Annotated in this window: 1 protein-coding gene; it reads right to left on the bottom strand. The window is 64.8% G+C overall.

Going from position 1 to position 12,941, the window contains the following annotated elements:
• Positions 1–18: 18 nt before the first annotated feature.
• Positions 19–12,915, bottom strand: coding sequence for a non-ribosomal peptide synthetase (locus CRN80_RS18470; RefSeq protein WP_098950750.1), 12,897 nt, complete (start codon positions 12,913–12,915; stop codon positions 19–21).
• Positions 12,916–12,941 lie beyond the last annotated feature (26 nt).

Genomic DNA, 12,941 nt, shown 5'->3' with positions numbered 1-12,941 from the left:
GACAGCGCCCTTTGCGCCTTAGAACCCCTCCAGTTCAGCCATCAAATCACTCAACCGATCCACCTTCTCAGCACCGATTTCATTGGCGGCCAACCCCTCGATATACCCGGCCAACTCCGCCACCGTGCTGCACTCGAACATCGCCCGCAGCGGCACATCGCGCTGCAACGTCTTCTGCACCCGCGAAGCAATCTGCGTAGCCAGCAGCGAGTGCCCGCCCAGTTCGAAGAAGTTGTCCTGCACCCCGACCCGCTCCACCTTCAGCACCTCGGCCCAGATAGCCGCCAAGGTGATTTCCAGTTCAGTGCGTGGCGCCACATAGTCCTGGCTGTGTAACTGGCCAATCTCCAGGGCCGGCAGGGCCTTGCGGTCGAGTTTGCCGTTGGCATTCAGGGGCAGGCGGTCAAGCCAGAGCCAATGCAGCGGCACCATGTATTCGGGCAGTTCGGCACGCAGGCGTTGCTTGATGCGCTCCAGCTGTTCATTCGGTTCCAGCGTGGCATCGGCTGCCACCAGATAGCCGACCAGGTGCTTGCCGTTGGCCCCCTCTTGCACACCCACCGCCGCGTCACGCACATGGGGTTGTTCATGCAGGCGCGCTTCGATTTCACCCAGTTCGATGCGATAGCCGCGAATCTTCACCTGGTGGTCGATACGCCCGACATACTCCAGCACGCCATCGCTACGACGCCGTGCCAGGTCGCCGGTACGGTAGAGCCGCTCGCCAGGCGCGCCAAAGGGGTTGGGTACAAACACCTGGGCAGTGCGCAGCGGATCGCTGACGTAGCCGCGACCGACACCGGTGCCGGCGACGCACAACTCGCCCACCGCCCCTTGGGGCACCAACTCCAAGGCGCCATCGAGCAGGTACAAACGGTTGTTGTCGGTCGGCGTGCCAATCGGCAGGTAAGTACCACGGGTGGAGGCCAGATCGACGCGGAAGAACGCCACATCATCGGAGCATTCCGCCGGGCCGTAGGCGTTCACCAGGCCGATCTGCGGATAACGCAGCAGCCACTGATGGGCCAACTCCGGCGGCATGGCCTCCCCGGTCGGCAACATCCAGCGCAGGCCATCGAGGCTGATACGCTCCTGGGCCAGCATGCCCTGGATCAGCGATGGCACACTCTCCAGCACGGTGATGCCCTGTGCTTGAACGTGGGCTAGCAGCCCTTGCGGATCATGGGCGATGGCATTGGGCACGATGTCCACCCGTGCGCCAAACAGCGGCGCGGCGAGGAACTGCCAGACGGAAATATCGAAGCTTTGCGATGCGGTCTGGGCGATCACATCGGCATCGCTCAGGTTCAGGTACGGCACCTTGCTCAACTGGTTGTTGAGCATGCCGCGCTGTTCGACCATCACGCCCTTGGGCAAGCCGGTGGAGCCTGAGGTGTAGATCACGTAGGCAAGGTTGTCCGGGGCACTGTAGACGCCTGGGTTTTCGCCACGGGCGGGGATTTCCTCCCACACCAGCAACTGGCAGTCGAAGCCTTCAAGCAGTTCGATCGCCTGTTCCCGGCATGCTTCGGTGCACACCAGCAACGGCGTGCGGCTCATGCCGATGATACGACTCAGGCGCGGGCCAGGCAGCCCTGGGTCCAGCGGCAGGTAACCGGCACCGGCCTTGAAGCTGCCGATGATCATGCCGAGCAAGTCCAACCCACGTTCAGCCAGCAACGCCACCGGTTGGTCCAGGCCCACACCAGCCGCAATTAACGCGTGGCCCAAGCCGTTACTGCGGCGGTTCAGCTCGTCGTAGTTCCATTGCTGGTCGAGGCAACTGGCGGCGATGCGCTGCGGATGCTGCGCGACCTGCTCCTCGAACAACTCGATGTAGCTGCGTTCCAGCGGGTAGGCATGTGCGCTCTGGTTACAGCCTTCCGCAAGGAATTCACACTCCTGCTCGCCAATCAATGGCAGCTCGGCCATGTCGCCATGGAAGCCCTGCACCAGCGCCAGCAACAGGCGTTTGAACTCAGCGAGCATGCCTTGCACGGTGCTTTCGTCGAAATACCGCTGGTCGTAGGACAGGTGCAAACCGAGGTCATCGCCCGGATAACACACCGCCGTCAGCGGGAAGTTGGTGTGGGTGCGGCCAGAATCCGAGGTAGCGTTAAGGCTTTGCGCACGGTCCAGCACCGAGACTTCCACCGGCGCGTTCTCGAACACGAACAGGCTGTCGAACAGCGGCTGGCCCTTGGGCAATTCGCTGTGTTCCTGGATCGTCACCAGTGGCAGGTATTCGTACTCGCGCAATTGCATATTGCTGTCGAGCAAGGCGCTCAACCACTGGCGCACGCTGCACGTCTGGCCGTCCTCGGGCAGTTTTACCCGCAACGCGATGCTGTTGATAAACAGGCCGACGGTGCGTTGCATCTCAGGCATGTCCACCGGGCGCCCGGCCACGGTGACGCCGAACAGCACGTCGCGATCGCCACTCAAACGCCGCAGCACCAGGGCCCACGCCGCTTGCGCGAAGGTGTTGACGGTGAGCTGATGCGCCTGGGCCAGTTCGCGCAGTTGCGCACCGTCGCGGGCATCCAGGCGGGTGTAGCAGTCGCCCACCACCATGCCGCCGCTGCCACCGGCGTGTTCGCGCAGGAACGGGCGGTCGCTCGGGATCGGCGTGGCGCGCTCGAAGCCTTGCAAGTTTTGCTGCCACCACTGGCGCGCTTCGTTGAGGTCCTGGCGTTGCAGCCAGGCGATGTAGTCGCGGTAGCGCGGCGGCGTCGCCAGTTGCGCGTCGCGGCCTTCGCCCAGGGCTGTGTAGATATCGAAGAAATCATTCATCAGCAGCGAACGGCACCAGGCATCGATCAGGATGTGGTGGTTGCTCATCATGAACCAGTAGCGCGCCTCGCCCACGCGAATCAGGCGCAAGTGGAAAGGCGCCTGGTTGAGCAAGTCAAAACCGGCTTCGCGTTCGGCCTTGAGCAAGGCTTGCAGGCGCGGCTCCTGCTCATCCTGTGGGTCGGCGCTCCAGTCCAGGTAGTCAATCGGCGTGCTGCCGGGCTTGTGGATCACTTGCAGCATGTCTTCGCCGACGTTCCAGCAGAACGAGGCACGCAAGGCTTCGTGGCGGGCGATCACCGCTTGCCAGGCCTGGGCAAAACGCTCCGGGTCCAGGGCGCTGTTGATGCGGTAGCGGTCCTGCATGTAATACAGGCCGGTGCCGGGCTCCAGCAGGGTATGCAGCAGCAGGCCCTCCTGCATCGGGGTCAGCGGGTAGACGTCTTCGATGGCGCTGGCCGGAACCGGCAAGGCGTCCAGTTGCACCTGGGTCAGGTGCGCCAGGGGGAAGTCGGACGGTGTGAGTCCACCGGCATCGTCCTGTAGGCAATGGGCGATCAGGCTGTGCAATTCGCCCAGGTAAGCCTCGGCCAGATCGCGAATCACCTGTTGATCATGACGCTCGCGGCTGAAGGTCCAGCGCAGCACCAGCTCGCCGCCGTAGACCTGGCTGTCGATGCTCAGTTCATTGGGCAACGGCGCATCCGGGTCATGGGCCAAGCCGGCGGATTCCTCCAGTGGATGGAACAGCGCCTCAGTGCCAAAGCTCTGGTCGAACTGGCCCAGGTAGTTGAAGGTGATCTGCGCGCTCGGCAACGCGGCCATGCTCTGCTTGCACAGGTCATCGGCCAGGTAACGCAGCACGCCATAGCCCAAGCCTTTATGGGGCACACCGCGCAGTTGTTCCTTGATCGCCTTGATCGAGTCGCCCTGCTCGGCCTGGGGCGTCAGACGCAGCGGATAGGCACTGGTGAACCAGCCCACGCTGCGGGTCAGGTCGATGTCATCGAACAAGGTTTCGCGGCCATGGCCTTCAAGTTGAATCAGCGCCGAGGCGTGCCCGCTCCAGCGGCATAGCACGCGGGCCAGGGCGGTCAGCAACAGGTCGTTGACCTGGGTGCGATAGGCACTCGGCGCCTGTTGCAGCAACTGCCGGGTGCGCTCGGCATCCAGGCGCACGCTGACCGTCTCGGCATCACAGTTTCGCAATGTTCCTTGTGGGCGCTGCACCGGCAAGGCCACGGCCGGGCCAGCCAATTGCGCTTGCCACAGGCTCAGCTCTTCGCGCAGGGATTCACTGTGGGCATAAGCGTGCAAGCGCGCGGCCCAATCGCGCAGCGCGCTGGTTTTGGCCGGCAGGCTGACGGACTGGCCTTCACTCAGTTGGCGATAAACGTTTTGCAGGTCTTCCAGCAAGACGCGCCACGACACGCCGTCCACCACCAGGTGATGGATGGCGATCAGCAAGCGTTGCTGGCCTTGCGGCCCATCCACCAGCAAGGCGCGCAACAGCGGGCCTTGCGCCAGGTCGAGACTGCGCTGGGTGTCGGTGAACAACGCCGTGCATGCCTGCATGTCGCGCACCTGCGCCTGCAGCAGCACGCCGCCTTCCGGCACGCCCAGGTGTTCGGCATGCCATTGCGCATCGCGCGGGGTAAAGCTCAAGCGCAGCGCGTCGTGGTGTTCCAGCACCGCCAGCAGCGCTTGCTCCAGGCGGTGGGCATCGAGCAGTTGCAGCGGCTTGAGCACCAATGCCTGGTTCCAGTGCTGGCGCGCCGGGATATCGGTGTCGAAAAACCAGTGCTGGATCGGCGTGAGGCCCGAGGGGCCGGTCAGCAATCCTTGCTCGGCGATGACGCGCTCCGAGCGGGTCGCCACGGCAGCCAGGCTCTGTACCGTCTGGTGCTGGAACAGGTCACGGGGGCTGAAATGAATCCCGGCCTGGCGCGCACGGCTGACCACCTGGATCGACAGGATCGAGTCGCCGCCCAGTTCAAAGAAGTTATCGTCGAGGCCGACTTGCTCCACGTTCAGCACCGCGCACCAGATGGCGGCCAGGCTGTGTTCCAGCTCGCTGCGGGGCGCCACGTAGGCTTGGCGATTGGCCTCTGGGGCCGGCTCCGGCAAGGCGCGGCGGTCGAGCTTGCCGTTGGCGGTCAGCGGCATGCTTTGCAGCACGATCAGATGCGCGGGCACCATGTAGTCCGGCAGCTGCGCCTTGAGGTGCGCCTTCAACGCGTCGCGCAAGGCGACGTGCTCGGCATCGCTGACCAGGTACCCCACCAACTGTTTTCCGCTCGGCGCATCCAGAGCAAGCACCACCGCTTCACGTACAGCTTCATGTTCGAGCAAGCGCGTTTCGATTTCGCCCAGCTCGATGCGAAAACCGCGGATCTTCACCTGATGGTCGATGCGCCCCAGGTACTCCACCAGGCCATCGGCACGCTGGCGCACCAGGTCGCCGGTGCGGTACAGGCGCCCGCCCTTGGCGGCAAACGGGTCTGCGACAAAGCGCTCCGCCGTCATCCCTGGCCGCTGATGATAACCCTGGGCCAGGCCGGCGCCACCGATGTACAGCTCACCGCTGGCGCCCCGGGGCACCAGCGCCAAGTCGGCGTCTAGAATATAGGCCACGCGCTCGCCGACGATGCTGCCAATCGGCACGCTGCCGGCGCCCTCCTCTAACTGCTCGGGCGCCAGGCTGGCCAAGGGCATCACCACGGTTTCGGTGGGGCCGTAGGCGTTGAAGAACAGCTGGGGCGTGAACGCCGCACGGATGCGTTGCAGGTGTTCGCCGGTCAAGGCTTCGCCACCGGTGATGCACATACGCACCGGCAGCGTCTGTTGTTGGGTCGCCAGCCACTGCGCCAGCTGGCTGCCGTAGCTGGGGGTAAAACCGAGCACATTGATGCGATGGGTACGGATCAGCGCGCAGATTTCTTCGGCATCCCACTGGCCCTGGGCGCGCAATACCACCCGCGCCCCGCACAGTAGCGGCACCAGCAAACGCTCGGTGGCAGCGTCAAAGTTGATCGAGTAAAAGTGCAGCTCGCAGTCATCCGGGCGCATGTCAAAGCGCTCGATCACCGCTTGGCAGTGCATGGCGATCTCACCATGGGACACCACCACGCCTTTGGGCTTGCCCGTGGAGCCCGAGGTGTAGATGAGGTACGCCTGGTGTTGGGCCAGACTCACGAACGGCAGCGCCTCGGCGGGGTAATTGGCCAGCACCGGCGAGTCATCCTCCAGGCACCAGCACGCCACCGTCGCCGGCAATTCACCCAGGGCTTCGAACAGGGCCGCATCACTGAGCAGCAGGCCGATGCCACTGTCTTCGATCATGTAATGCAGGCGGTCCAGCGGGTATTCCGGGTCCAGCGGCACGTAGGCGCCGCCGGCCTTGAGGATCGCCAGCAAACCGATGACCATTTCCAGCGAACGCGGCAGCGCCAGGCCGACGCGCACCTGCGGGCCCACGCCACGCTCGCGCAGCATCCAGGCCAGGCGGTTGGCGCGTTCATCCAGTTGCGCATACGTGAGAGTCACACCGGCAAAGGTCAGCGCCGGGGCATCCGGCCGCTGGCTCGCCTGCTGGCTGAACAGCTGATGGATGCACTGGTCGAGGCGATGCTCGCCCTTCTCCACCCCCAGGCTGCCCTGCAAGGCGCGTTGCTCATCGGCGCTCAGCAATGGCAATTCGCTGAGACGCTGGCGAGGATCGGCGATCAGCGCTTCGAGCAGGTTGCACCAATGCGCGGCCATGCGTGCAATGCGCGGCTCGTCGAACAGGTCGGTGCTGTAGGTCAGGCAGCAACCCAGGCGATGGTCGAGGTCGGTGACTTCCAGGTTGAGGTCGAACTTGGTCGCCCGCGCATCGTTGGCAAGGTACTCCACGGTCATGCCGGCCAGTTGGCGGCTTTGCTGGAATTCCCAGCGCTGCACGTTGCACATCACCTGGAACAACGGGTTGTACGCCGCGCTGCGCGGTGGTTGCAGAGCTTCCACCAGGTGGTCGAACGGCAGGTCCTGATGGGACTGGCCCTCGATCACGGTGTGACGCACCTGCTCGAACAACTCGCTGACCTGCATCTGCCCAGTGAGCTGGCAACGCAGCACCTGGGTATTGAGGAACGCGCCAATCAAGCCTTCGCTTTCCGGGCGGATTCGGTTGGCCACTGGCGCGCCGATGCGCAGGTCGGTCTGGCCGCTGTAGCGGTAGAGCAACACCGCCAGGGTCGCGGTCATGGTCATGAACAGCGTGAGGCCGTGTTGCGCGTTGAAGGCACGCACGCGGGCGGCCAGTTCATCGCTTAAATCAAAACGGTACAGCTCGCCCCGGTGGCTTTGCACGGGTGGCCGTGGACGGTCGCCGGGCAGTTCCAGCAAAGGGTGTTCGTTGCCCAGTTGCGCGGTCCAGTAGTCCAGCTGGCGCTGGCGCTCACCGGCTTCCATCCACTGGCGTTGCCACACGCTGTAGTCGAGGTACTGCACCGGCAACGCTGGCAACGGCGAGTCGCGCTCGTCGATAAAGGCTTCATACAGGGCGCTGAGTTCACGGGCAAAGATGTCCATGGCCCAGCCTTCGGTGACGATATGGTGCAGGGTCAGCACCAGGTAATGCTCTTGCTCGCCGGCCTTGACCAGGCAGGCCCGCAACAGTGGCCCGGTTTCCAGGTTGAACGGCGTGTGCGCCTCGACATCGGCCAGTTGCTGCAAACGCTGCTGGCGCTGCGGCTCATTCAGCGCGGAGAAATCCTGCCAACCCATGCGCACAGTGGTTTGCGCCGAGACCTTCTGGCAGGCCACGCCGTCGACACTGGGGAAGGTGGTGCGCAGGGTTTCATGACGCATGATCAAGGCTTGCAAGGCCGCCTCGAAACGCCCCACATCCAGTACCCCGCGCAGGCGCGCCATGCCACCGACGTTGTAGGCCGGGCTGTCCGGCTCCATCTGCCAGAGGAACCACATGCGCTGCTGGGAATAGGACAAGGGGACCGGCTGGCTGCGGTCGACTTTGGCGATGGCAGTCTGTTGGTTCCTCTGGCCCGCCGCCTGGATCAGCCCGACCTGCTCGGCAAAATCGCCCAGCTCGCTGGCTTCGAACAAGGTGCGCAGCGGCAGTTCGACGTCACAAGCTTGGCGGGTGCGAGAGATGATTTGCGTGGCCAGCAACGAGTGCCCGCCCAGTGCGAAAAAGTCATCGCGCAGGCCGATGCGTGGCAGGCCCAGCACCTCGCGCCAGATCGCGGCGATTTGCAGTTGCAAGGGGGTGTGCGGTTCGACGTGTTCGCGGGTTTGCCATACTGGCTCTGGCAAGGCACGCCGGTCGAGCTTGCCGCTGGGGCTCAGGGGCATGGCGTCCAGGCGCATCAGCAGCGCGGGCACCATGTACTCTGGCAACTCGGCGGCCAGGGCGATTTTGACCGTTTGCTCATCCAGTTCGGCGTGGGCGGTGTAGTAGCCGATCAACTGGGCATCACGCACCAGCACCACGGCTTGGGCGATGCCTGCGAGGGCCAGCAGGCGCGCTTCGATTTCTTCCGGTTCCACCCGGAAACCGCGCAGCTTGACCTGCTGATCGAGGCGCCCGAGGTATTCGAGTACGCCATCGGTGTTCCAGCGCGCACGGTCACCGGTGCGGTACAACCGAGTGCCCGCTGCGCCCAACGGGTCGGCGACAAAACGTTCGGCCGTCAGCCCGGCACGGCCCAGGTAACCCCGCGCCAGGCCGATGCCGCCGATGCACAGTTCGCCCGGCACACCGGCCGGCAGCGGGTTGAGCTGCTCGTCCAGCACCCGGCAGATCACATTGCCCAGTGGCCGGCCAATCGGCGAGCGCTCGCCATCCGAGGCTGCGCATTGCCAGTGGGTGACGTTGATCGCGGTTTCGGTCGGGCCATAGCGGTTGTGCAATTGCACCGCTGGCAAGCGCGCCAGTACGCGGTTACGCAACTCGGCAGGCAAGGCTTCGCCGCCGGAGAACAGGCGACGCAGGCTGGTGCATTCGGCCACCAGCGGCTCGTCGATAAACAGCTGCAACAGCGGCGGCACGAAGTGCAGCGTGGTCACCCCATGTTCCTGCACAAGCTGCGCGATACGGTGCGGGTCGCGATGTTCGCCCGGCCCGGCCAGTACCAGGCGGCAGCCGGTAATCAATGGCCAGAAGCATTCCCACACCGACACGTCGAAACTGATCGGCGCCTTTTGCATCAGCACATCGGTGTCGTTCAACTGATAGGTGGCCTGCATCCACTGCAAACGCTCAGCCAGGGCGCCGTGGGTGTTGCCCACGCCTTTGGGTTGGCCGGTGGAACCGGAGGTGTAGATCACGTAGGCGAGGTTATCGCCGTACAGGTGCAAGCCTGGCGCCTGGGTCGGCCAGCTGTCGAGGTGCAGGCTGTCCATGGCGATCACGCACACGCCTTCGGCGCTGGGCAGTTGGGGTAGCAAGGCGGTCTGGGTGAGCAGCAGTTGTACGCCGCTGTCCTTGAGCATGTAGGCCAGGCGCTCGGCGGGGTAATCCGGGTCCAGCGGCACGTAGGCGCCACCGGCCTTGATGATGGCGAGCAGGCCGATCAGCAGTTGCGGCGAACGCTCGGCGGCGATGGCCACGCACACGTCCGGGCCAACGCCCTTGTCGCGCAGGTAATGGGCCAGGCGGTTGGCCTGGGTGTGCAGTTGGGCGAAGGTCAGGCTGCCGTCCTGCCAGACCAGCGCGGTGGCGTCCGACGTCTGTTGGCTGAGCAGCTCGGGCAGCCAGTGCCGGGCCGGCTCGCAAGAGGCTTCGCTCCAGGCCTGCTGTTCGTCGGCCTGCATCAATGGCAGGTCGCCGATGGCGTGTTGCGGTTGCGCGCACACAGCGTGAAGAAGATGAATGAACTGCTCGGCCAGGCGCTGGATAGACGCGCAATCGAACAGCTCGTCGGCGTAGTCGAACGACAGGCTCAAGCGCCCATTGCGGTCTTCTTCGCTGTGCAGTTGCAGGTCGAACTTGGCTTCGCGGCTATGCCAGGGCAACTCATCGGCCAGCAGGCCCGGCAAGCGGCGCAAGGCACTGAGGTCACGTTGCTGGTGGTTGAACATGACCTGGAACAGGCCCTGTTCGCGGGCCTGGGGGAAGGCTTCCAGCAATTGCTCGAAGGGCAGGTCCTGATGGGCCTGGGCGGCCAGTGTGGTCTCGCGAGTGGCGGCCAACAGCTGGTTGAACGGCAGGCGCCCGTCCAGCTCGGCGCGCAGTACCAGGGTGTTGATAAAGAAGCCGATCAGGCCCTGGGTTTCCTGGCGCGGACGGTTGGCATTGGGCACGCCGATACGGATATCGCGCTGGCCACTGTAGCGATAGAGCAAGGTCTGGAACGTCGCCAGCAGCAGCATGAACGGCGTCGAGTCATGGGCCTGGGCGGTCTGGCGTATCGCCGCACTGAGGCGCGCATCCAGGCGCACGCTATGGCGCGCGGCGCTGTGCCGGTGCTGGCCGGCGCGCGGGTGATCGGTGGCCAGGTTCAGGGCCGGATGCTCGTCACCCAACTGCGCTTTCCAGTACGCCAGCTGTCGTTGGCCCTCGCCTTCGGCCAGCCATTGGCGCTGCCAGCTGCCGTAGTCGGCGTATTGCAAGGCCAACGGCGGCAGCTCCAGGGGTTGGCCCTGGGCGGCAGCGGCGTACAGGCGCGAGAACTCGTCGATCAGGATATTCAGCGACCAACCGTCGGCAATGATGTGGTGCAAGGTCACCAGCAATTGGTGCTCTTCATCGTCCAGGCGCACCAGGGTTACCCGCAGCAACGGGCCTTTTTCCAGGTCGAACGGATTGCGCGCCTGGTCTTCGCGGACCTGTTGCGCACGGGCTTCACGCTCGGCGTGGGGCAAGTCGCTGAGGTCGATGATCGGCAGCTCGAAACCCGCCGAAGCCGCGACACGCTGGAACGCCTGGCCGTCGCGTTCGTAGAAGCGCGTGCGCAGGGCTTCGTGGCGCTGGATCAGTTGCTGGAAGCTGTGGCGCAGTGCGCCTTCATCCAGCTCGCCGCGCAGGTGCAAGGCGCCGGGAATGGTGTAGGCGCTGCTGTTGGGGTCCAGTTGCCAGGTGATCCACAGGCGGTTCTGTGCCAGGGATTGGGGCAGGTCTTCTTGACGCGACAGCGCGTGGATTGCGCCTTGGGCCACGCCGCCGTCCTGTTGCAGTTGCGCCACAGCCGCAGCAAAGGCCGTGAGTGTCGGCGCCTCGAACAGTAGGCGCAGGTTCAGCTCCAGGCCGAGGGTTTCGCGCAGGCGGGCGACCACTTGGGTCGCGGTGATGGAGTTGCCACCCAGCAGGAAAAAGTGATCGTCGCCCGCCACCTGGGCCAGTTGCAGTTGTTCGCACCAGATCGCCGCGATCTGCTGTTGCAGGTCCGATTCCAGCGCCACTTCGCTCGCCGGCCCCTGCAGCCCGGGGAATTGCGCGTAGCTGTCGAGGCTGCCATCGGCATGCCGAAGCGCACAGGCTGCACGCTGCACTTTGCCGCTGGAGGTCTTCGGCAACGCGCCGGGGTTGAGCAGCACCACCACGCTCGGGGCTTGCTGGCAGGCCTCGGCCACGGCTTGGCGAATCGCCTTGATCAGCGCTTCGGGCGGCAGGATTTTCTGCACGCTGCGGCTGATTTCTGCGGCAATGCCGATGCCTTCCAGACCCTGGTCATCGACCGCAAATGCGGCGACCCGGCCCTTGCGCACCACTTCCACTTCGCGCTCGATGGTCTGTTCGATGTCCTGGGGGTAGAGGTTATGGCCGCGCACGATCAGCAGGTCTTTCAGGCGACCGGTGATATACACCTCGCCGTCACGGATAAAGCCCAGGTCACCGGTGCGCAACCAGGTGCGGTCAGCATGCTGGACGAAGGTCTTGGCACTGGCTTGCGGGTTGCGCCAGTAGCCGTGGGCGACGCTCGGGCCGGCGGCCCAGAGTTCGCCGACGCACTGGTCGGGCAGCTCGGTGAGGGTGTGCGGGTCGGCGATCAGCACGGCGTGATCCGGCTGGCTAGTGCCGCAACTCATGATCGCAGGGCCCTGCCCCGGTTCGGCACGGTTGGCGGCCAGCGCCTGTTCGTCCAGGCGCAGGGCGGGAATGCCACGGCCACGGCTGCCGCCGGCGACAAACAGGGTGGCTTCGGCGAGGCCGTAGGAGGCGAAGAAATTATTCGGGGTGAAGCCACAGGCGGCGAATTTTTCCGCGAAGCGTTCCAGGGTGTCGAGACGGATCGGTTCGGAGCCCGAATAAGCCACGCGCCAGCGGCTCAAGTCGAGGCGCTCCAGGGCCGACTCACTGACCCGCTCGCTGCACAGACGGTAGGCGAAATCCGGGCCACCGCTGATGGTGCCGCCGTATTCGCTGATCGCCTCCAGCCAGCGCAAGGGCCGGCCGAGGAAATAGGCCGGCGACATCAACACGCAGGGCACGCCGCTGAAAATCGGTTGCAGCAGGCCGCCGATCAGGCCCATGTCGTGGTACAGCGGCAACCAGCTAACGATCACGTCATCAGGGTTGAGGTCGATGCCGAAGCCACGGCGAATCAGCACTTCGTTGGCCACCAGGTTGCCGTGGCTGACTTGCACGCCCTTGGGCAAGGCGGTGGAGCCGGAGGTGTATTGCAGGAAGGCGATGTCGTCGGCCTTGAGGTCGGGCTCGACCCACTGGTTGGCCTGCTGCGCCTCCAGGGTGTCGACGCTCAACACCGTGGGCGCATTTTCAATCTGCGCCAGGCCTTCGCTGAGGCTGGCAATGGTCAACAGCAGGCGCGGCTCGGCATCACTGATGATCGACAGCAGACGCTCCTGGTGATGACGGCGCGTGGATTCGGGCGGATACGCCGGCACCGCGATAACCCCGGCGTACAGGCAACCAAAGAACGCCGCCACATAGTCCGGGCCACTGGGGAACAGCAACACCGCGCGCTCGCCCAAGCCAGCATTGGCTTGCAAGGCAGCGGCGATGGTGCGGGCGCGTTGGTCGAGGTCGCGATAACTGAGCACCACACTGTGCTCGGCGCTCTCGGCGAGGAAGCGCAACGCCACCTGGTCCGGCGTCTGCGCAGCACGCTGTTGAAGGGACTGGACCAGGGTGCGGGGGAGTTCGAAGGCGTCCATCATGGGGTTCCTGCCTGAAATCGGCTTAC

The sequence above is a fragment of the Pseudomonas sp. FDAARGOS_380 genome, from assembly GCF_002591235.1.
GTDB classification, from domain to species: domain Bacteria; phylum Pseudomonadota; class Gammaproteobacteria; order Pseudomonadales; family Pseudomonadaceae; genus Aquipseudomonas; species Aquipseudomonas salmasensis.
The sequence above is the reverse complement of the archived record's forward strand: the minus strand, read 5'-3'. Positions and strand labels throughout refer to the sequence as shown.

What these genes read in the sequence shown, in the direction of transcription:
- CRN80_RS18470 (WP_098950750.1), bottom strand. Translation starts at nt 12,915, where the DNA reads ATGATGGACGCCTTCGAACTCCCCCGCACCCTGGTCCAGTCCCTTCAA.